General features: G+C 37.4%; 17 protein-coding genes and 1 riboswitch. Of the genes, 4 read left to right on the top strand and 13 right to left on the bottom strand.

Annotation, left to right across the window (positions count from 1 at the left end):
- Positions 1-59 precede the first annotated feature (59 nt).
- The 3 genes from IEW44_RS00760 (at position 60) to IEW44_RS00750 (ending at position 2,305) form a co-directional block, all read left to right on the top strand.
- On the top strand, positions 60-1,550 hold the full coding sequence (locus IEW44_RS00760; RefSeq protein ID WP_188613105.1) for a catalase: 1,491 nt from the start codon (positions 60-62) through the stop codon (positions 1,548-1,550).
- 69 nt (positions 1,551-1,619) lie between these two features.
- Positions 1,620-1,934, top strand: coding sequence for a DMT family transporter (locus IEW44_RS00755; RefSeq protein ID WP_188613104.1), 315 nt, complete (start codon positions 1,620-1,622; stop codon positions 1,932-1,934).
- Positions 1,935-1,948: 14 nt separating this feature from the next.
- Positions 1,949-2,305 carry a DMT family transporter gene (locus IEW44_RS00750; protein ID WP_188613423.1) on the top strand — a complete coding sequence of 119 codons (357 nt, stop codon included), beginning with the start codon at positions 1,949-1,951 and terminating at the stop codon, positions 2,303-2,305.
- Between the two features lie 100 nt (positions 2,306-2,405).
- Here the strand turns inward: IEW44_RS00750 and IEW44_RS00745 are convergent, their stop codons facing one another.
- The 9 genes from IEW44_RS00745 to IEW44_RS00705 all read right to left on the bottom strand — a co-directional run bounded on the left by IEW44_RS00745 (position 2,406) and on the right by IEW44_RS00705 (position 16,096).
- Positions 2,406-3,986: a Na/Pi cotransporter family protein gene (locus tag IEW44_RS00745; RefSeq protein ID WP_188613103.1), complete on the bottom strand. Its 1,581-nt coding sequence runs from the start codon at positions 3,984-3,986 to the stop codon at positions 2,406-2,408.
- A gap of 183 nt (positions 3,987-4,169) precedes the next feature.
- Positions 4,170-4,961, bottom strand: coding sequence for an ABC transporter ATP-binding protein (locus IEW44_RS00740; protein WP_188613102.1), 792 nt, complete (start codon positions 4,959-4,961; stop codon positions 4,170-4,172).
- Between the two features lie 11 nt (positions 4,962-4,972).
- Entirely contained in the window at positions 4,973-6,688 is a 1,716-nt protein-coding gene (locus tag IEW44_RS00735) for an ABC transporter ATP-binding protein (RefSeq protein WP_188613101.1), read from the bottom strand.
- A 12-nt stretch (positions 6,689-6,700) separates the two neighbouring features.
- Positions 6,701-7,711 (bottom strand): FecCD family ABC transporter permease, encoded by a 1,011-nt coding sequence (locus tag IEW44_RS00730; protein ID WP_188613100.1) that lies wholly within the window; start codon positions 7,709-7,711, stop codon positions 6,701-6,703.
- Positions 7,711-8,754, bottom strand: coding sequence for a FecCD family ABC transporter permease (locus IEW44_RS00725; RefSeq protein ID WP_188613099.1), 1,044 nt, complete (start codon positions 8,752-8,754; stop codon positions 7,711-7,713). The genes IEW44_RS00730 and IEW44_RS00725 overlap by 1 nt, the downstream gene beginning before the upstream one ends.
- 162 nt (positions 8,755-8,916) lie before the next feature.
- Positions 8,917-10,476: a helix-turn-helix domain-containing protein gene (locus IEW44_RS00720; protein WP_188613098.1), complete on the bottom strand. Its 1,560-nt coding sequence runs from the start codon at positions 10,474-10,476 to the stop codon at positions 8,917-8,919.
- Positions 10,477-10,854: 378 nt separating this feature from the next.
- Positions 10,855-12,465, bottom strand: coding sequence for a Na/Pi cotransporter family protein (locus tag IEW44_RS00715; protein WP_188613422.1), 1,611 nt, complete (start codon positions 12,463-12,465; stop codon positions 10,855-10,857).
- A gap of 631 nt (positions 12,466-13,096) precedes the next feature.
- Positions 13,097-14,875, bottom strand: coding sequence for a phosphomethylpyrimidine synthase ThiC (gene thiC, locus IEW44_RS00710; RefSeq protein ID WP_188613097.1), 1,779 nt, complete (start codon positions 14,873-14,875; stop codon positions 13,097-13,099).
- Positions 14,876-15,001: 126 nt separating this feature from the next.
- Positions 15,002-15,116: riboswitch (TPP riboswitch) on the bottom strand.
- Positions 15,117-15,169: 53 nt separating this feature from the next.
- On the bottom strand, positions 15,170-16,096 hold the full coding sequence (locus IEW44_RS00705) for an AEC family transporter (RefSeq protein WP_188613096.1): 927 nt from the start codon (positions 16,094-16,096) through the stop codon (positions 15,170-15,172).
- Between the two features lie 83 nt (positions 16,097-16,179).
- Between IEW44_RS00705 and IEW44_RS00700 the strand changes: the two genes are divergently transcribed.
- On the top strand, positions 16,180-17,376 hold the full coding sequence (locus tag IEW44_RS00700) for a DUF4085 family protein (RefSeq protein WP_188613095.1): 1,197 nt from the start codon (positions 16,180-16,182) through the stop codon (positions 17,374-17,376).
- A gap of 71 nt (positions 17,377-17,447) precedes the next feature.
- On the opposite strand, the gene IEW44_RS00695 is transcribed toward IEW44_RS00700, so the two are convergent.
- The 4 genes from IEW44_RS00695 to IEW44_RS00680 form a co-directional block, all read right to left on the bottom strand.
- Positions 17,448-19,322 carry an AraC family transcriptional regulator gene (locus IEW44_RS00695; RefSeq protein WP_188613094.1) on the bottom strand — a complete coding sequence of 625 codons (1,875 nt, stop codon included), beginning with the start codon at positions 19,320-19,322 and terminating at the stop codon, positions 17,448-17,450.
- Positions 19,323-19,399: 77 nt separating this feature from the next.
- Positions 19,400-21,238 (bottom strand): AraC family transcriptional regulator, encoded by a 1,839-nt coding sequence (locus IEW44_RS00690; protein ID WP_188613093.1) that lies wholly within the window; start codon positions 21,236-21,238, stop codon positions 19,400-19,402.
- Positions 21,239-21,325: 87 nt separating this feature from the next.
- Positions 21,326-22,441, bottom strand: coding sequence for an acyl-CoA dehydrogenase family protein (locus IEW44_RS00685; protein WP_188613092.1), 1,116 nt, complete (start codon positions 22,439-22,441; stop codon positions 21,326-21,328).
- On the bottom strand, positions 22,434-23,822 hold the full coding sequence (locus IEW44_RS00680) for an LLM class flavin-dependent oxidoreductase (RefSeq protein WP_188613091.1): 1,389 nt from the start codon (positions 23,820-23,822) through the stop codon (positions 22,434-22,436). The genes IEW44_RS00685 and IEW44_RS00680 overlap by 8 nt, the downstream gene beginning before the upstream one ends.
- Positions 23,823-23,858 lie beyond the last annotated feature (36 nt).

Raw genomic sequence — 23,858 nt, 5'->3', positions numbered from 1 at the left:
TAATTAAATTCTGTAGGAGGAGTTTAATTAATCACTTAATTCTGTAGGAGGAATTTAACATGACAAACCCAAACGATAAAAGCCGCCGTTTCACAACTGCTGGAGGTGCCCCTGTAGTAAGTAATCATGACTCTATGTCTGCTGGTCCACGAGGCCCTTTATTATTACAAGATGTATGGTTAGTTGAAAAATTAGCTAACTTTAACCGTGAAGTAATTCCTGAGCGCCGTATGCACGCAAAAGGTAGTGGTGCACATGGTACTTTCACTGTAACGCATGACATCACACAATATACAAAAGCAAAAATCTTCTCTGAAGTTGGTAAAAAAACAGATATGTTTGCACGTTTCTCTACTGTAGCTGGTGAGCGTGGTGCTGCTGATGCCGACCGTGATATTCGTGGCTTTGCTTTAAAATTTTATACAGACGAAGGAAACTGGGACTTAGTAGGTAACAACACACCTGTATTCTTCTTCCGTGACCCATTACACTTTACAGACTTAAACCACGTAGTAAAGCGTGACCCACGCACGAATATGAAAAATGCGAATTCAAACTGGGATTTCTGGACTTCTTTACCTGAAGCATTACATCAAGTAACAATCGTGATGTCTGACCGTGGGATTCCAAAAGGTTTCCGTAACATGCACGGCTTTGGCTCACACACATATTCCATGATTAACGCTGATAATGAACGTGTTTGGGTGAAGTTCCACTTCCGCACAGAGCAAGGCATTGAAAACTACACGAATGCTGAAGCACAAGAAGTTGTAGGTAAAGACCGTGAGTCATCACAACGTGACCTTTATACAGCTATTGAAAATGGTAATTTCCCTAAATGGAAAATGTACATTCAAGTAATGACTGAGCAAGAAGCACGTGAATTACCATATAACCCATTTGACTTAACAAAAGTATGGTATAAAGGTGACTTCCCTCTAATTCCTGTAGGTGAATTTGAATTAAACCGTAATCCTGACAACTATTTTGCTGAAGTAGAGCAAGCGGCGTTTGCACCATCAAATATTATCCCTGGCATTAGTTTCTCACCAGATAAAATGCTACAAGGTCGTATTTTTGCTTATGCTGATGCACAACGTTACCGCCTAGGCGTTAACCATTATATGTTGCCAGTCAATGCACCGAAATGTCCATTCCGCACATTCCACCGCGACGGGGCAATGCGCTTTGATGGTAACTTAGGTAGCACAATGAGCTATGAACCAAACAGCTATGGTGAGTGGGAGCATAATTTAGACTATGAAGAGCCTCACTTACCATTAGAGGGCGATGCAGGTATTCATGACTTCCGTCAAGATGATAATAATTACTTTGAGCAACCAGGTAAATTATTCCGCTTGATGACAGACGATAAAAAACAACAATTATTCGATAACACAGCGGCAGATATGGCTGATGTGGAAGAATTTATTAAACGTCGTCACATTTTACATTGCTACTTAGCTGACCCAGCTTATGGTGAAGGTGTTGCTAAAGCTATGGGCTTATCACTAGATGGCATGGATTTATCAAATCCTTATACAAAATAATTGATTTCTCTTGAACCTAGATGTAGTATCATACTGCATCTAGGTTTTATTTATGATTGGAGTGAGCAAATGAGTTTTGTATATTTAGTTATTGCGATTGTTTTTGAAGTTATAGGGAGTTCACTCTTAAAAAAGACCCATAAATTCACTAAAATCGTACCTACCATCAGTATGCTAATCAGTTACGGAGCAGCGTTTTACTTTTTAGCGCTCGCTTTGTATGAACTACCCTTAGGCTTCTCCTATGCCATTTGGTCAGGGTTAGGGACTGCTTTAACAGCTATTGTTGGTGTCATCGTTTATAAAGAAGTGATGAATGTGGCAAAACTTTTAGGGCTGTTACTCATTATTATAGGTGTAGCGATATTAAATCTTGCTGTATAGGGGCTTAGTAAATGATTAAAGGCTATATGTTTCTCAGTTTATCTATTATTTTTGAAGTTGTGGCCACCATCATGTTAAAGCTATCAGAAGGCTTCACTGTGTTGTGGGCATCTATTATTGTAGCGCTAGGTTATGTATTAGCATTTTATTTTCTCTCGCATTGTTTACAATACTTACCCTTGAGTTTAGCTTATGCTATTTGGTCAGGGTTAGGCACTGTGGCAACTGTGGTTGTTGGTATTATACTATGGCAAGAGCCATTTAATTGGCTCACAGCATGTGGCATGTTACTCATTATCGGTGGTGTCGCTCTCCTTAATTTTGCCAATCATCCAAAAGAGAATACTGCTAAGCATAATAATAAAAAATAAAAATAAGTGGCAAAGGATAATTGATATTCCTTTGCCACTTGTCTATTTTACACATGAGCTCGTATTTGATTTTTCATCTAACGTATATGTCATGCTTATTTTAAGAACGTTTAGAACGGTTGACAGTATAATATGCTTCTAAGCGGGCAATAGCTCGCCAGTAATGATAAATTAAACGGTCAATCCATAATACAGCCTCTACCTTCGAGACTGCTTCTTCAATATCTGTTTGATTGGCTACTGTTCGTTCAAAGTATTCCTCACGACGCGTTTTACGTTCGTTTGCCATCTCAGATGAGGCGTCACGCAACAACGCTTCAATCATTTGCAACTCTTGTTCATCTTGTAAACGCACCTTCATATCAACTAACACATCCGCCCACTTATCATTTAGCTTTTGCTTTACATAAGGTGACTCTAACATGCTAAACTCTGATATAACGCGTACTAACCGACTCAAATGGTCAATGGTATGTAATAACTCGATATGCTTTTGTCTTTCACGTGAAGCATTAGAAGGAATCTCATCTAAGTACAATCTTGTCTGATCAATGGCTTCTTCTACTGCTTGTAAACGTTTCTCATGTTTCTCACTCACTTTATTACTCGCTAACATTTGGAGCAATACATCCGCTAATTCCTTAGTAATTTCAATTAATGTTTGAAAGGCGACTTCTAACGCTACTGCTGGTATAGATACTAAATTTAAATCTAAATGCCTTGTTAACGCATTTTCTTTCTCTTTTACTAATCGCTCAATAAAACGAGCGAATGGTTTAACTAATGGGATGAATAAAATAGCGCCTACAATACTAAACAGCGTATGGAATATGGCGAGTCCTACAGTTTCATCAAAGGTGCCCATTAATAAGGTAGTAATGATGGCTGTTAGTTTAATCATTAAAGGTGCTGCGATCGTCACTACAATCGCCGTTATGACATTAAACATAACGTGTGTCATTGCTGTACGTTTTGCTGCAATAGATGCCCCTACTGAAACAAAAAGGGCTGTTGCTGTTGTGCCAATATTTTGACCGATAACTAAATAAACGGCTTGCTCAAAATCAATAGCACCTGCAAATAAAGCTGCCAAGGTGGCTGCCATTGACGCACTAGAAGCTTGCATCACAATGGTCATGATGATACCTATGATAATTAAAAGTAATTTGCCACTTATTGTTGTTGCTGATACGGAGTCAAAAGCAATCATATCTTGAGCTGCAGCCATACCTTCTTGTAATACATCAATCCCATAAAATAATAAGCCAAATCCTGTGACAACAGCGCCATACATTTTAAAATCACGTGGTGCTACAAATTGTGTAAATACACCAATACCAATGAGTGGTAAAGACATCGCTGCTAGACTAATCTTAAAACCAATTAAAGAAATAATCCAACCTGTACTCGTACTCCCGATATTAGCCCCTATAATAACCCCTATAGACTGAGCAAAGGTTAACAGCCCTGCACTAACAAAACCTATAGTTAATAAAGTAGTGGCTGTTGAAGATTGTAGAAGGATCGTCATCACTGTGCCTGATAAAACAGAACCTATTGTGCCACCTGTAAAACGATTGAGCCATTTTTTCAGCGCATCTCCCGCTAACTCTTTTAAACCATTCGTTAGCATCATCATGCCTAATAAAAATAAGCCGATTCCGCCTATAACACTTACCAAAAATATCCCCCCTTTGTCTCAACCATACTGTAAATAGTACCATTATGTAAATTTTACGTAAATATCACTGTCCTAACACCACATCATATTGCGCTTTTTTGAACAATTATAGATATAGCTTCATGTCACGCTTGTAGCAAAAAAGTGCAACTGAAAAAATAGCTTTCAGTTACACTTTATAATTTAGGTTGATTTAATTAAACCGTAAGGAATACAGTAAGGACCACCCGTTTGAGGGTCGGTAATAATATCTGCTTTAATATTGAATACTTCTTGTAGTACGTCAGCTGTTACTACCTCTGTTGGCGTACCTGAACTTACGACTGTACCTTGCTTAATAGCAATCATATTGTGAGCAAAACGTGTTGCGTGGCTAATGTCATGAACAACCATAATAATCGTACGGTTCTCTTGTTCGTTTAGCTGTTTTAACAATTGCAGGACATCTAACTGATGCGCCATATCCAAAAATGTTGTTGGCTCGTCTAAAAATAAAATATCGGTTTGTTGAGCTAGTGCCATTGCAATCCAAGCACGCTGTCTTTGACCACCAGATAATTGGTCTACACCTCGCTCATAAAAATCCGACATACCTGTTACTTCAAGCGACCACTCAATAATCTTTTTGTCTTCTGCTGACATAGACCCCATTCCCTTTTGATGGGGATAACGACCATAACCAACTAACTCATATACGGTTAAGCCGTCTGGTGCACTTGGGTTCTGTGGCAAAATTGCTAAAGATTTGGCGACTTCTTTTGTCGATTTCGTGTGAATTTGTTCACCATCTAACAGCACGCCACCTTTTTTTGGTTTCATTAAACGTGCCATCGTTTTTAAAATTGTCGATTTACCAGAGCCATTTGCTCCTACTAATGCTGTAATTTTGCCATCTGGAATTTCCACATTTAAATTATTGACGATGGTAGTATCACCATAACCTATAGTTAAATCTTTCGTTAATAAACGTTGCATGTGTCTGCTCCTTACATATTGTATTGCGCATGATGTAGTCGACTGTACGTACCACCACTTGCTAATAATTCTGTATGTGTACCTTGTTCTTCTACGCCTGCTTGTGAAATCACTAAAATACGATCGGCATTTTTAATCGTTGCTAGACGGTGTGCAATCACTAATGTCGTACGCCCTTCTGATAACTCTAACAATGCTTGTTGAATGGCAGCCTCTGTTTCTGTATCAAGTGCTGATGTTGCCTCATCTAAAATTAAAATAGGTGGATTTTTTAGGAACATGCGAGCAATGGATAGACGTTGCTTTTGTCCACCGGATAATTTAACGCCTCGCTCACCGATTAAAGTATCCAAACCTTCAGGCATCTCCAAGATTAAAGCTTCCATTTGTGCACGTCGTGCAGCCTGCCAAATGTCTTCTTCTGTGGCATTCAATTTACCATAAGCAATATTCTCTCTAATCGTACCATCAAATAAAAATACATCTTGTTGGACGATGCCGATATGCCCTCGTAGTGATTGTAATGTCATATCTCTAATATCAATACCATCAATCGTAATTTTGCCACCTGTCACATCATAAAAACGTGGCAGCAAATTACATATTGTTGACTTACCACCACCAGATGGACCGACTAAAGCTACTGTTTCACCTTTATTGACTGTGAAGCTAATATTTTTTAGCAGCGCTTCACCTTCTTCATAAGCAAATTCAACATTGTTATAGCGAATAGCACCTGCTACACGTGGCACATCTTTAGCATTTTCACGATCTTCTACATCTGCTGGTGTATCAAGTAGTGCTTGATAACGTTTAAAACCAGCTACGCCTTTTGGATATGTCTCAATTACAGAGTTAATCTGTTGGATTGGCCCTAAGAAAATATTAGATAGCAAAACAAACGCCATAAACTCACCAAATGTCATAGACTCATTAATCACAAACCATGTACCACAAGCTAATACGAAAATCGAAACACCCTTCATTAAAATATGGCTAATGGACGCATTCCAAGCCATAACACGATAGGTGACTAACTTTGTTTTACGAAAACGTTCATTGTTTTCACCATAACGAGCAATCTCATGATCTTCATTAGCAAAAGCTTGTACAACACGTATTCCACTTACGTTATTCTCTACTCGTGCATTAAAATCTGCAATATCTTGGAACATTTGCCCAAATGCCACAGACATTTTTCGACTAAAGTAAATCGATAAAATAATTAAAAATGGCACAATGATAAATGTTAAAATAGCTAGTTGCCAGTTAATCGACATCATTAACGCAAAAGCACCTGTCAATGTCATAATGGCAATAAATAAATCCTCAGGCCCGTGGTGAGCAATTTCACCAATATCCATTAAATCATTTGTCATACGCGATACGAGATGACCTGTCTTGTTATTATCAAAGAAACGGAATGATAATTTTTGTACATGGTCGAATGATTTCTTCCTCATATCCGATTCAATATTAATCCCTAATTTGTGCCCATGATACGTGACAACGAAATGTAAAAAACCACTTAATACATAAATACCAAGCAAGACTAAACTTGCGAATAAGATAGTCTGCCAGTCACCTGTTGGTAATAAATCGTCAATAACATGGTTAAGCGCTAAAGGAAAGGCAAGCTCCAATAATGCAGCAATAATGGCGCATGAAAAATCTGCAATAAACAGCCATTTATATGGCTTATAATAAGCGAAAAATTGCTTTAACATAAATACTCCTCCCTATGCTTTAGAACGTGCTAATAAGTAAAGGAAGTATGGAGCACCAATTACTGCTACTACAATCCCTGCTGGCACTTCTGATGGTTGTATAATCGAACGACCGATTGTATCAGCTAATAACACAAGGAAGCCGCCAACAACCGCTACTGTTGGTAATAAGAACTGATGCTTAGGACCAATTAAACTACGTACTAAGTGAGGAGCAATTAAACCAACAAAGCCAATCCCACCACTTACAGATACCGCTGCACCTGCCAAGCCTACAGCAATAAATAACAACCATCTACGTTCTCTTTCTACATTAATACCTAAACCTGTTGCTAACTGGTCACCCATACTTAAAATATTAAGTACAGATGCCTTATACATTACAAGTGGCATCAAGACTGCAATAAATGGCAATAAAGCTAAAACAAATTGCCAATTTGAACCCCAAATACTACCTGCCATCCAAGTTGCCACAAATTGATAATCTTCTGGTGACAATATTAATGTCAGTACAATCGTAAAAGCACTAATGCCTGCAGCTACCGCAATACCTGTTAATAATAAACGTGTAGGAGAAATACCTTCGTCACGTTTATAAGATAAAATATAGATAAAAGCAGCTGTTATTGCTGCACCAAACCACGCTAATATAGGTAAGAAGAAGATCGACCCACCCGATGCACCTGGGAAAAATGCAACATACAACATCACCATTAACCCTGCACCTGAGTTAATGCCTAAAATCCCTGGGTCAGCTAATGCATTTCGTGATAAACCTTGCAGCACGGTACCTGATACAGCCAATGCTGCACCAACTAATACTGCGATGACAATACGCGGTAAACGAAACTCAAATAAAATTAATTTTTGTTGGTCGGTACCGTTGCCAAAGAAAGTAGCAAATACTTCTCCTGGAGATAAACGAATATGACCTGTATTAACACTGATTAAAAATATCACAATAATGAGCGCTATAAAAACAATCATCACTGTCATATTACGACGTAACTTTTTCTTCATCATTACAGTGTTCTCCTTTCTTTACGTGCAAGGTAAAGGAAGAATGGCACACCGATTAAAGCAATTAATGCGCCTATAGGTGTTTCATATGGTGGATTAATCGTACGCGCAATTAAATCTGCCCAAATTAATAATAAAGCACCTAACACGGCGGAACACGGAATAATAAAACGATAATCAACCCCTACAATATAACGTGTTAAATGTGGAATGATTAAGCCTACAAACCCTACAGGACCAATAACTGAAACAGCAGAACCTGCTAACACAAGGACAATAAGTGTACCAAATAACTTAATATGCTTTGTCTTTTGCCCTAATCCTGTAGCAATGTCTTCTCCCAAACTTAACAATGTAATCGAACGTGAAATAGTAATAGCACCGCCAATTGCCAATACAACAACGGGTACTAATATCGCAAGGTGCGACCACCTTGTGCCTGATACACCACCCGCATACCAGAAAGCTAAATCTTGCCCAATTCTAAAATAAAGAGCAATACCTTCACTTAATGCGCCAAACAACGCACTAACGGCTGCACCTGCTAATACGAGACGTAAAGGGGTTAACCCACCCTTTGCCATTGAGCCAATACCAAATACAAGCGCAACACTGACGGCTGCACCTAAAAAAGAAAAAACGATTAACATACCATACGAAGTGTTAGGGAAAAATGCAAAACATACTGCCATCGCCAACACCGCACCTGCGTTTAGACCTAATAAACCTGAATCAGCTAATGGGTTACGTGTCATCCCTTGCATAATAGCACCTGCTACGGCAAAACTAGCACCTACTAATAAGGCGCCTAATACACGTGGCAAACGTAATTCTCTTATTACTTGTTGTTCATGTGAGCTTGCATCAAAACTAAATACAGCACGCCATACATCGTTAAATGTAATATCTGCTGCACCAAATGAAATTGCAATCATCACGCTGACACCTAACAATACAACACCTACTGTCAATATAAGTGTTGCTGCTAATGGTCTCGATCGCATCTTTGTTTTATCTGTAGCGAGTGTTGTATTCTCTTTTGCCATCGCCATCGTCCTCAATCACCTTTTCTATGAAAGTTAATAACAATAATAAAACCGCACCAATGATGGTGCGGTTCTCATATCATCATTGAAATTGATAATTATTATCAATTAAATAATACCAATGATAAAGTCATATGCCTATAGACATTTCTCATAAGTTGACTATAGATAAATATCAGATTTCACGTCTCCACATAAAAATTGCATTTGAATACGTAATTGTTCTTCTAAAGCGACACCTTCACTCGACCAAAAATCTTGTAAGCGTAACACATAAACTTGTTCTTTTTGCATAGCGGGTAGTTGTTGCCATACCTCGTTAAAGAAACGATGTTCTTGCTCTTTAGAATGCATAACAACAAACATATGATCTGCTGCATATTGTGCGAGATGTTTTTCTTCGACAATTATTCCCCTATTAAGTGATAATACTTCTTTTTGCACAAGCTCAGATGGTGTTAGTTGTAGCATCTCATATAAGTTGTAACTGCCACGAGAATTAGAACGCCAAATACCTACACGATCATGATTGCGTAATTCATACAATGCAACCGTCTCATTCTGAGGTAAAACTGATTTTAATACATACTTTGCCTCTGCTATTTGTTGTTTGTAACGTGTAATCCATTGTTCTGCCTGTGCTTCACGCTTAAATAATTTACCAAATAATCGCACTTCTTCGATACGGTCAATTGTTGCCCAGCGCATAGCAATGGATGGTGCAATTTTCTCTATATTTTGTGTGTATGTTTTATAAGGGTATTCATGTAAAGACGTAATAATTAAATCTGTTGGCACATTCGTTAAGGCGTTTTCTTTTAACCAGTCTTGTTTTAAACGCACTGTTTTTTGAGGTAAGTATTGTTGTAATACATCTGGCACATTATAAGGTACATCAAATACAGCAACAGGCGTAATGCCAATGGCCAATAAAGTACCTGTGAATTGCATAGCTGTAATATGTTGAATCCTATCATGGTTACGAAACATACTTGGTGCCATGCCAATTTGTTGCTTAAACTTACGGCTAAAATATAGCCCATCTTGGTAACCAACTGACTTAGCTACTTGTTGAATGGTGAGACGATCATCGAGTAATAATATTTTTGATTTTTCTAAACGCCAATACGTTAAAAATTCATTAAAGCCCCATCCTACCTCTTTTTTAAAGCGCTCTGAAAAATAGTTAGCGTTATAGCCAAAACGGTTAGCTACTTGATCACGTGTTATGTTTTCGTGCGCGTGCTCTTTAATATAGTGAATCACATCTTCAAATGTATGTTGATGATGGGTATATTCATATTTTTCAAAATCACAATTAATAGCTGCGATTAATTGTTGGAAATGAAATACGTCTTGTGTTTCTGCTACCTGTTGTAACAATTTCACGACTTTAGTAGACACATTCTCGTAAGAAATAAAAGCATGCACAAATCTAAAGTGATCAGGCTCATAATGTAATTGTGGCACTTTTTTTACAAGGCGATAATTACAAAATCCAATTAATGTGTACTGCCCATCTACAGTATGGATTTTTGCATGATCTTTCGCTTGAATCACAAGCATTTCATTCTTACCAAGGTAAAAGGGACGGCGGTCTAATATCACCTCAAGTGACCCTGTATGTACATAAAGTACTACTGCTTCGTTAGGTGATAAAGAAAACCAGTCACTACCTTGTTCTACCCTCGTAATAGCATACATGTATTTTTGATAATTCATAATGACCTCCAGCTCGATGATTATCATTATCAATAATAGTAAGGATTATATGCTTATTTAGCAACTTAAAACTTACGTTATTGTAAATTCAATACGCTTGTAAATGTCCGCATAACAAGGAAATCATATGGACTTTTGCCTTCAATATGAATTTATGCAATGATAGGCAACGAAATGCCTCGTTATTGGTGCTTTTTACTAGAGCAACCTAGACAAATGACAAGCTAAGTTAACTTGAAACGTATTGATAACACTTTCTTCTTCCTAAAATTAGCAGACAAATTTTATTCACAAATAAAAGAGGCTCACCATATGTTGACTCTCTCGACACGAATGTGTTGAGAAGACTTCATATGACTGCCTCTTTTTTACAATACATTAATAATTATCATCTAATACAGCTTCTGCGATATTTACAGCATGGTCACCAATACGCTCTAAATTGCTCGCAATATCAACAAAGACAATCCCTGCTGAACCTGAGCAAACACCTTGATTTAAACGATGGATATGGCGTTTACGTAGTTTGCGCTCCATCTCATCAATTTGATCTTCCTTATCAATCACTATTTTAGCTAAACCTTCATCTCTTGTATCTAATACTTGAACAGCTAGGCTAACCGTTTCAATAGTTAACTTAAACATATTCTCTAGCTCTTGCAAAGCTTGTTCACTTAAACGCACCCTATTATTACCTTTGAAATGAATTAATTCTACTAAATTTTCAAAGTGGTCACCAATTCTTTCAATATCTCGAATACTATCAAGTAAAGCATGGTGCACTTGTGAATCCACATTTGATAAGGATTGTTTGGATAACGTAACTAAGTAATCTGTAGTTTTCTCATCTAGTACATTAATTGCTTCTTCTAATTGCACGGTTAGATTAGCGTGCGTCATATCACTCGTCTTTAAAAATTGCAAGGTTTCTTCCAACCCTTGTACAGCAAATTCACCCATACGTACAACTTCTTGACGCGCTTGCCCAAGAGCAATCGCAGGCGATTGTGTAATCAATGCTTCATCTAGATGCTTTGGTTTATATTCAATCGCAGAATCTTCTCCAGGAATTAATTTTGTTACAACATATGCCCATACACCGATAAATGGTAATTGAATTAATGTATTGGCAATGTTAAATGAACCATGTGCAAAGGCAATTTGCATTTTTGGCTCTAAATTTAACACAGTCGCTAACCATTCGACGTAAGAGGTAAATAACCCTAAAATTATCATAAAGATAATCGTACCTACTACGTTAAACAATACATGGGTAGCTGCTGCTCGTCGCGCCGCTACTGAAGCACCTAAGGCAGCTAATATTGCTGTAATTGTCGTCCCTATATTATCACCAAATAGTACAGGTAACGCGCCTTGTAAATCAATCAATCCTTCTGCATATAAGCCTTGTAAAATCCCTACCGTTGCTGAAGAGGATTGTACAATTAAAGTGAAGATTGTACCTACAATCACACCTAAAATAGGTGAGTCACTCATGTTGAGTGTCATATCAATAAATGCGGGCCATTCACGCAGTGGTTTCATACCATCACTCATCATCTCTAGCCCAATGAATAAACCTGCAAAACCAAATAAGATTTGCCCAACATTTTGAATTCGATTCTTTTTAAAGAAGAAAAGTAATATTGCACCTAATGCCATAATAGGGTAAGCATACTCTCCCACATCAATACCGATAATAAATGCAGTGACTGTTGTACCAATATTTGCCCCCATAATGACGCCAATTGCTTGACGTAATGTCATAAAGCCTGCACTCACTAGCCCCACAGTAATTACTGTTGTACCTGAGCTCGACTGAATTAGCACGGTCACAAAAATACCAACCAAAACTCCCATAATTGGGTTTGTAGTGAAACGATCTAAAATATCACGTAAACGGTCACCAGCAGCTTTTTGTAAGCCGTCCCCCATAAATTTAATCGCAAATAGGAATAGACCTAGCCCTCCAAGGAAGTGAAATATCATATCTTGCCAATTCAGCTCCAACCTTTACACCCTTTCAAATTCATATTCTCGTTACATTATTCATAAGTTACAAGGGATTGTAAATGCCTTTAATCGCTAAATATGCAATCTTTACATACAATTTACATTAGAGTAACAATTGGTTCACAAATCACTATATAAAATTAACGTTTTTATGGTAGAATATGCTTTTTTTATCGTTATATTTTTTTATAGTTGGTATGGATTTATTATTGTAGAAATATATTATATCCATGAAAAAGACCGCTCCTGAAATAATCATTCAGGTAGCGGTTTTTTCGCATTATTCACTTTCATAGGTTCGTACACATTGTACGCAGTTTTGTTTTGAGTAGGGATGACACGTTACATATGAACTGCGTTAGCATCAGTGATAATAATTCGTAGGAGGAACTGTGCTAAGAGATTTTATTACATTCGTCCACCACAAACTAGTGTAATAAAGATTAAGGCGTTGTGTACGTTCTCCGCAAAATGTTTCTAAAAGGAAACATTATTGCTTGAATACAAATTATCATATATTGAATTCACTGTCAACAGAAATCCAAATTTTCATCTCACTTTGTCCATAAAAAAACAGGGTCTTATAAAAATAAAACCCTGTTTTCTATTATTGATAGAGATTACTACCAGCTGCTTTAAATTGTTGTGCTTTTTCTGCCATACCTTTTTCAATAGCTTCTGTAGTGTCAAGTTCATTTTCTTTTGCATAGTTGCGAATATCTTGTGAAATCCGCATACTACAAAACTTAGGCCCACACATTGAGCAGAAATGAGCAGTCTTTGCTCCCTCAGCTGGTAATGTTTCGTCGTGATACTCTGCCGCTCGCTCTGGGTCTAAAGATAAGTTAAACTGGTCGCGCCAGCGGAATTCAAAACGAGCTTTTGATAATGCATCATCACGTTTTTGCGCTCCTGGATGTCCTTTAGCTAAATCGGCGGCATGTGCTGCAATTTTATACGTAATAACACCTGTGCGTACATCATCACGATTAGGTAGCCCTAAATGCTCTTTAGGTGTGACGTAACATAACATTGCTGTGCCAAACCAACCAATCATAGCAGCACCAATCGCTGATGTAATATGGTCATAACCTGGTGCAATGTCTGTTGTTAATGGCCCTAATGTATAAAATGGTGCCTCTTTACAAATCTCTAATTGCTTATCCATATTTTCTTTAATTTTATGCATAGGTACATGCCCTGGTCCTTCTACCATCACTTGCACATCGTGTTGCCAAGCGATTTGTGTTAATTCACCTAATGTTTCTAGCTCCGCAAATTGCGCTTCATCATTAGCATCCGCAATTGAGCCTGGGCGTAACCCATCACCTAACGAGAAGGCTACATCATATGTTTTCATAATTTCACAAATCTCTTCAAAGTGTGTGTATAAAAAACTTTCTTTATGATGGAATAAGCACCATTGTGCCATGATTGAACCACCACGAGACACAATACCTGTTGTGCGTGTAGCTGTCATCGGCACATAACGTAATAATACACCCGCATGAATGGTAAAATAGTCAACGCCTTGTTCAGCCTGCTCTATTAATGTGTCTCTGAACACTTCCCATGTTAAGTCTTCAGCAACACCATTTACTTTTTCTAATGCTTGATAAATCGGCACTGTCCCAACTGGAACAGCCGAATTACGAATAATCCACTCACGCGTTGTATGAATGTTTTTACCTGTTGATAAATCCATAATATTATCAGCACCCCAGCGTGTTGCCCAGGTCATTTTTTCTACTTCTTCGGCAATAGAGGATGTCACAGCTGAGTTGCCAATATTCGCATTAATCTTCACATGGAAATTGCGACCAATAATCATTGGCTCAGCTTCTGGATGATTAATATTAGATGGGATAATAGCACGCCCTCTTGCCACTTCATCACGAACAAATTCTGGCTTTACATTTTCTCTAATCGCAATAAACTCCATCTCAGGCGTAATAATCCCCTTTTTCGCATAATGCATTTGTGTCACATTACGTCCTGCCTTTGCACGTAACGGTTGACGTTTTAACCCTGGGAATACATTTTCATTCGCTCTTGGATCATCAGCGCGACGATAGCCATTGTCCTCTGGTTTAATGTCTCGACCTGTATAAGTCTCCACATCACCACGCTCCATAATCCAATTCTGACGAAGGGCTGGCAAACCTTTTGTAATATCTACTTTGTATGCCTCATCTGTATAAGGGCCGCTTGTATCATACACACGAACTGGTGCATTGTCTTCTTCACCAAAAGTGCCCGTTGTAGGGCTTAGGCTAATTTCTCGCATAGGTACTTGGATATCAGGGCGACTCCCCTCGATATACACTTTTTTACTGCCCTCAAAACTCGACATAATAGCTACATTTTTCTCACTGATTGTTGACATAAAAAAATCGCTCCTTTTTAGTTAATGAAAAAGGACCGATCCTGCACAAAAAAGCACGTGGGACAAAAAAACCAGATTCTATAATAGAATCTGGACCTAGTCGAACGTTAAGAAACATGCAAAACAACGCATGTGAACTAACTTCCCTACGCTGGTATGAGCCAGATCAGGTCCAAAGGGTCATAGAACTTCATGGCGTTCTTCTCTCAGCCCGACTCATCGGACCCCCCTAGTTATTACCTTATTCAATTGTGTACCTAATTATACAGTAATTCCTTTAGGAAAGAAAGGAGCCTAAAATAAAATCTCCGCCATATAAATAACGATTGTGACTGTAATACAACTGACAATCGTTGAAAATAATACCGTTTGGGCAGATGTGTCTGCGTCAATATCATACTCTAACGCTAGACTTGAGCTATTACGAGAGGTTGGAAATGCACTCGCAATAAATAGGGATTTTGCCACTACACCTTGTAAACCGAGTAAAAAAATAAGGAGCAGTGCCATTGCAGGCCCTAACACTAAACGAGTAAAACAACTAACCATAACGGTCTTATTAAACATGGCACTAAATGAGAGTTGAGAAAGCTGAGCCCCTAACGTAATTAATGCTACAGCTACAAATCCTTGAGCCACATAATTAATGGGTATTTCTAAAAATACAGGGAGAGGAATATGATAGATATTCATAACAATACCAATAAGGAGCGCATGTACAATAGGCATTTTAATAAAATCTTTAACAATCGCCATACCAGAACGTGTCGATGAAATTAAATTGTATAAGCCATACGTATACGTAGTAATATTTTGAAAGATTACTAAAATAACTTGGATAGCTACACCGATGGGTTGGGTTGCAAATATCATTTGGGCTACAGGTATGCCATAATTGCCCGAATTAATTAAAACAACGCTATTTTTAAAAACAGCCGCTTCTTCCTTAGATAATTTCATACTTTGTGCAATAAAGCGCCCCAACAACATTTGACTACCAATAAAAAGGGTTATAAATACCGCAACTTGTCCTAAAATAGTTAAAGAAATTGTAGTCTCATACAAATTCATAAAAACGGCGGCCGGCATAAAACAATACGTAATTAACTGTGATAATGCCTTTAAGTTAAATGTGAATTTGCGTTGCAACAGCCCACCTAGTACGAGTAACACAAGAATGGGCGCGACAATTTTAAAAAAGATCATTCCTAAATAAGCCATATTATCACCTTCATATCAATGGTATGCTTGTGCGTGAACTACGTCAACAAGGTATAATGAATATAAAAAAAGGTTGTGTTTGTATGTGGCATTTATCATTAGAACAAAAACAGCGCTTTACACTGGTGAATCAATTACATATTCCTAACGATTGGGACAGCATCTATGCCTATTACAAAAAAGATGGCATTAATATCGAGCAACATCTACAACATGAGTTAAATCAAATCAAATCAGCATTAGCGAAAATTTTACCAACAGAATTATTACCATATTTAGAGAATGGTTTATTAAATAGACGAGAGCTACCTGCTGAAGCACGCCATCAATTATTACAATGGCAAGCGAATGAAATCAGTACTTTTGAAGAAGCACTAGGCAGTACGATTGCACAATTAGAAGCGATAAAAACACAAATGGATCCCGAGCTTTATCATGTACTATCGGATAGTTTACATGATGCCATTATTAAAGATATTGTATCTACCAAAAACCGTACACAACTCATCATTAATACAGAAGGTGGCTTTACGCCTAAAGCATTAGTTATTTTAACATTTCATAACGTGACACAACAATCTGGCGAGTGGCAACTCCATCAATGGATTTTATATGAAGAAATCCAGGCGCCATCTCAAAACTTAGCAATGCGATTCATTTTAGACCAACCCGAGGCAGAAGTCACAATTGTTGCTGAGCATATTACTGCACAGAGCTTTTATCGCCCGCTCGCCTATCATGAAATGATTGCCAACGATGTATTACCTGATGTAAAAGTAGAGGCATTTATTGATGCCCTTAATCGCGATTTCACCTATACGATTATTTTGCATCACCTTATCCTACCCATTGAGCAATTTACAATGGAGGGCTCTCAAATTGCCATTTTACAAGATGGTGAGATTGTTCTACAACATGACGGGATTTATATGATTAATAATGAAGGTTCAACGAAACTCACACATGATACCATTACATTTTTAGAATCTATTTATACGACAGCTTATGAAGACCCTTACGCTATTTTTAGCGAGCCTATGCCAGCTGAAGAATTAGAAGAGGCACTTGCTAGTGATGATTTAGAGCGCCATGTCCGTGCATGGAATACATTATATGCCGCACCACATGAGCATACTGATTTGATTAATAAAGCCCTTATTGCACTTGCCCAAAATCAACATCATGAAAATAACGTAATGTTAGACGTTTATGTCACACATTTTGATACGTTAGGGCTTATTACAGACCAAACAAAAGCACTACTAGCACCTTATTTATAATCATCATCACAAAAAACCAAGGGCTGATGTAGTATTTCATCGGCACTTGGCTTTTTAATTTTAGACAGTACTTATTGATGTGATCTAAAAAATGCAATGATTTCATCTAATTGACCATCTAATGATACAGGATCGCTAAAGTATGATGCATCAGTATCTAATATCATCATTTTATTTTCTTTCACTGCAGGCAAGTCTTTCCACAATGAACTTGTTGCTAAATAATCGGCAACATCTTGTCCATCAATAAAAATATAGTCTCCAATAAAATCATTTAATACTTCCAAAGATACAGCAGCATAACCTTGTTTGGTATCTACTGCTTCTTCTTTTATAAGTGGTGGCATATTGAGATTAAACCCTTCGTATACAATTTCACCACCACGTCCGAAATTCTCACCAAACACCATCAATTCTTTTTCACCACCACCGATAATAGATACGGTTCTATCACCTACAATAGCTTGTATTTCTGATTTATGTTGTTCGATTTTTTCTTCCCATTGTGCAATCCAATCTTCGGCTTCTTCTTTTTTGTTTAACATGTCACCAAACGCTAACAATTGTTCCTTATAGTCCTTTTCACCATAAGTAATAGCCACAGTAGGTGCAATTTTTTCCAAGTTTTCTACACCTTCTCGATTAAAGGCAATAATTAAATCGGGATTTAATTCGGTAATTTTCTCAAGAGATTGTTCATCTCCAATATTTTCTACACCATCTACTTTACCTTCAAAATAGGGATTTTTTAAAGCAAATTTACTCATACCAATTGGTTTAATACCTAGCGCTAACAAATAACCTGCGTAACTATTAGCTAATACTACAACACGTTTTGGATTTTTAGGAATTTCAACCTCACCATTACTTGCTTTGTATGTAACATATTCTGTTTGCACCTCATTTGTTTTCCCTATTGTTTGTGTATTAGTTGTTGTACAGCCACTAAATAATAAGGTAAAACAAATTAATAATGTTGCTAATAATGATGTCCTTGTACTTCTTACCATTGGAATATATACCTCCTTGTTATATTGAGAATCACTCTCAATATAACGGCTAATGCTAGGTTGAACAATGGACGATGTCAAGGATGTTATTGAAGCATCCATAGGATGTTGGTGATACTGTTGACGATATTGTAAAGGAGAACAATGTTTATGCTTTTTAAATAAACGACTGAAATAGTAAGGGTCTTTATAGCCGATTTGTTCTGCAATTTCTTTTAGTGGTGCATCACTTTCACGCAGCCATCTTTCTGCATTAGATAATCGCGTTTGAATCACATAGTCAATAACACTATAACCTGTTTTCTCTTTAAAAGTGGTTGATAGATGAGCCACACTATAATTTAAAGCATCGGCAATTGACGTCAATGTTAAATGTTGTTGATAATTTTGCTCAATATAATGCTTTACACTAGTACATAAATCCACATTAGGCGAATGAGATTGATCGTTGCCTTGTGCCAACAATAAATAAGTAAAGTTATAAAGCGCACCTTTACAATAATAACGACTAACACGATGACCTTCTTGCCATTTTTCATGCATTTGTCGTACATTATGATGCAATGCAATACCATTTTGCGGGATTAAACTATAATGCAATTGAAATGGTTTATGTGCTTTAATGATTTGCATATGCTCTTTAGCCATCACTAATGGCAATGTGGCACGATAAAACAGTACATAATAATAAAATGGCACTTCAGCGTGTATCTTTAACCAACTACCCTTTGGAATATGAGCAATATAATACGCTTGTACAGTTTGCGTTTTAGCATTCACTTCCACTTGTCCTCTTCCTTGTATCACAATAAGGAACAGGTTTGCTGGCACTTGGTATGCCCTATGTGTTTGTTGTGTTCCTACTATTTCAAAACGTACATCTAATACTTTGATTGAAGCATAATCCCAAGCGAGCAGATGAAGGTTAGTATTCATGTCATATAACTCCTTATACAATTGAAAATGATTTTCAATTATACAGGATATTTCATTTATTTTCTAACCAAACATCATTATGGCAAAAAGAATGCTGTTAAATCAGCTAATTGTCTATCTAACGAGACAGGGTCGTTAAAGTAAGCGGCTTTGCTATCAATAATATGAATATTATTATTTTGCACAGCAGGTAACTCTGACCATAATGGGCTTTTTTCTAAATACGGAAGACTATCATTCTCTACAATGAGATAATCTCCTGTGTAATCTTGTAATACTTCCATTGAAATTTGTGCCCATCCTGTTTCCTTTGTATCTTGTGCCACTTTATCAGGCATCTCTAGCTCTAGCTCACCAAAAACAATCTCGCCACCACGTCCATAATTTTGGCTAAACGCCATTAAAGATTTGTCCGTTCCACCAATAATAGAAATGGTCTTTTCACCTACGACTTGTTGAATTTCAGGCTTCACTTTTGCAATAGACGCCTCCCAAGTTTGCAACCATTGTTGCGCTTCTTTTTCCCTGTGAAGCATAATACCAAATTCCTCAATTTGTTCTTTATAATTTTTTTCGCCATAAGGAATCCCAACCGTTGGCGCTATTTTTTCAAACTCTTGATAACCATCCATACCTGCTAATGCAATAATTAAATCCGGTTTCAATTCTGTTATCTTTTCGAGCGAATAAGTGTCTCCCACACTCTCTATGCCATCCACTTTACCAGCGAAATAAGGATTTTGTAATGCTAATTTTGATAAACCTACAATCGGTACATCTAAAGCTAATACGTGACCTACTAATTGGTCAGCTAAAACAACGACACGTTTTGGATGTTTCGGTATCTCTACTTCACCGTTCGCTCCTTTATACGTATACATTTCTGATGTTGTTGCATTGTTTTGAGATTGCGTTTTAGCTTGATCTGTTGCACAGCCTGTTAATAACAATGAAAAACAGATTAATAATGTGGCAACAAATGATTGCTTTGTGTTAGCTATCATTGATAAGTTCTCCTCCTCTTCATATTGAGAATCACTCTCAATATATCGACTAAGTGAATCATAAACAATGGATAATAACTGTATGTTTTTTGTGTGATTTGTCGGTTGTGAGTTCATTACTGTACGTTTACGGTACTGTAGAGGAGAACAATTTTGATGTTCCTTAAATAAACGACTAAAATAATATGGGTCTTTATAACCGATATGCTGAGCAATCTCCTGTAAGGTAGCATCTGTTTCTATTAAAAGTATTGATGCTACTTGCAACCTTTTTTGAATAACATAATCAATCATTGTTTGTCCTGTACGCTCTTTAAATAATAAGGAAAGATGTGGCGCACTATAATTCAAATCATGTGCAATTTTATCTAATGTTAAAGGCTCCGCATAATGTTGCTGAATATAAAATATCGCATCAGCCACACTATCTCGTTTTGCAACAATACCTTGCTGTTGAGATTTAGCTACCTCATAAATAAATTGATGAAACAATCCTTTCATCTGCAATTTTTTAAGTGGATATTGTGTTTGCCATGCTTGCTCCATTTCATAAATTAGCTGCCATGTAGGAATTGCATTTTGTATGGTGACATAAAAGTTAGTTTCCCAAGGTAGTACATCATATGTTGTCTCTTTAATGTCTCTTTTGCGTACCTTATAAAAAATAAGATAATAGGAAAAATCTTTACTACTCACAAATTGAATCTTACTCCCCTTTATAAAATGTGCGGTTTGAAATTTGCTTAACATGATTAACTCATTCTGACATGTAATTTGTGTACTCCCTCTTTCCACAAAAATAAATGCATTACTGGGTAATGGTTTAGAATCCAAATGATGTGAATGATGCCTGATGTCTACTATAATAGCGTCTACATCATTCCATAAATGAATATATTGCGATGAATTCATAATTAATTAAACTCCTTATAATAGATTATCTCTAGTATAATTGAAAAGTATTATCAATAAGATTTCTTTCCAATAAAAAAAGCAACCTCAATAGGTTGCTTTTGCTAATAAAGTTAAAATTTCATCATCGGTTGGCGGGTTGTGTAATCCTGCTCGCACATGTAAATAATAACGGTGCAGTGGACTTTTTGCACCTAAACTTTGCGCACCACAAATGCGCATAGCTAAGTCGGTAATCGTAATCGCATGATTAACAACAGTTGTTTTGGCTGCTAATAAATCGGCTAACTGTACTGTGCCATCATCAAATTCTTTAGCCACACCATGTAAAATATAACGAGATTGCTTTAATAATAATTCAATCTCCCCTATCTTCTGTTGTGTAGGGACGGTTTCAATAATCGGTTTACCCAAGCTTTTAGGGGTATATGTTGTAGCAAAGTGTAAGGCATAATCACGCGCTGCTTCTGCGATTCCAAGATAACACGCTGGAATATGCAATAGACCACCTGGTGAACGAATGACACTGTTTGCTATATCAGCTTGTTGTACCAGAAAATGATCTGGCACAAAAACATCATTAAGCACAATATCGTGGCTTGCAGAACCTCGTAAAGCTACGCTATCCCAAACAGGTAAAATAGATACACCATCTGTATGTCTAGGGATTAAGAAAAATGAATCTTCACCATCTAAATTAACACCTGAGATAAAATAATCGAGCATTGGCGACAATGTAGCAAAGGCTTTATGGCCGTTTAATACATACCCACCCTCTACTTTAGTTGCTGTCGTTTGCATCGTACCACCACGCGTAGGACTACCACTGCCTCGCTCTGACATTACAAGATTAATAAGCGCACCTTGTGCTACTTTTTGTAATAAAAAGTCATACGTTTGTTGTGGCCATGCTGTATTATTACGTAATCCCAACAATGTGCCCATATGCCAGCCAATAGAAATCGCTGTTGCACCATCACCTTTAGCAATGAGCGTTTGGTACTTTACTAACTCATACGCTGATAAATTAACACCACCATATGCTTCAGGCAAAATTAATTTAGTATAGCCTAAGTCTACTAAAGCGTTAACATTTTCAAATGGGAAACTGCCAAGCTTATCTAGTTCTGGCTCACGAGATTGAAATATAGGAATTAACGCTTCAATCTCATCATACAATGTTTTACTAACTACCTCAGGCATGTACCTCGCCCCCAATGCGAAGCTGCTTACCATAATGATTGTCTTTTAATCTCACTTGTCCTTGACCTAAATAATGTTCACGTAATGTGTCTCCCTCATAATCCGTACGATAAATACCTCTCTTTTGTAACTCTGGCACAACAGTATCTACAAATTCTTCAAATGATGCTGGGTTTACCACTTGGCGAATATTAAAGCCATCTGCACCACCTTCTTGCGATAATACTTCCAAACGGTCAGCGATTTGTGATGGTGTGCCCACAATCACTTCTGAGCCATTTGTTAAGCCATGGTATAGCACAGCATCGCGTACCGTCCAGCGATAATCTACGTTATCAGACGTATAACTTTGTAAGCGACTTTGCATCGCTTGTGAAGGTAAGTTTTCAACATATTGGTCAGGGTCTAGCTTTGAAAAGTCCACACCAGAATGCCCTGACAGTAAAGCGGCTGCACCGTCATAATCCACATAGCTTTTATATTCTTCTAATTTTGCATACGCCTCTTCTTCCGTAGCGCCAATAATTGGTACAACAGCAGGGATAATTTTCACATCTTCACGTTTGCGTCCATATTTATGTAGACGCTCTGTAATATCTGCTATAAAGGCTTGAAGTTCAGCAACTGCATTTTTTTGATTTTGTGTATTAGTAAATATACCTTCTGCATGTTTAGCTGCGAACTCTCTACCTCGCTCTGATGAACCTGCTTGGAATAATAGTGGGGTTCTTTGTTTAGATGGCTCAATCAAATGTAACCCAGGTACATTAAAATACTTACCTTCATGCGCAATTTCACGCACTTTTGTTGGATCAATGTACTGTGTATCTTGTACGACAGCATCGTCATCCCAACTTTGCTCCCACAATTTATATACAACGTCTAAATATTCTTCTGCACGGTCGTAACGTTCATCATGTGGAATTAATCCTGACAAACCTAAATTCACAGCTTCACTCTCTAAATAAGATGTCACAATATTCCAACCAATACGACCGTTTGTTAAATGATCTAATGTCGAATATTGACGAGCTAATTGGTAAGGTTGGATATATGTTGCTGATGCTGTAATTGCAAAACCTAATTTCTCTGTTGCTTGCGCCATTGCGGATACAGCTAACAAAGGGTCATGCGCTGGTACTTGTACAGCTTGGGCTAATGCAGCTTGGTTGCTACCTTGATAAACATCGTATACACCAATTACATCTGCTAAAAATAACGCATCAAATTTTCCACGTTCCAATGTTTTAGCAAGGTTTGTCCAATAAGCCAATGTGCCATGCTCTTTTCCTTGATGCTCAGGATGGCGCCATAAACCTGCCGCGTGGGGTGATGCTGAATTTTGTGTAAAACCGTTTAAATGAATTTGTTTTTTTGTCATTATAGTTCCTCCTCATTCTTTAGCATTTCGCTAGTT

Source organism: Lysinibacillus alkalisoli, assembly GCF_014643595.1.
GTDB classification, from domain to species: Bacteria; Bacillota; Bacilli; order Bacillales_A; family Planococcaceae; genus Metalysinibacillus; species Metalysinibacillus alkalisoli.
This window is presented reverse-complemented; position numbering and strand designations above follow the sequence as displayed.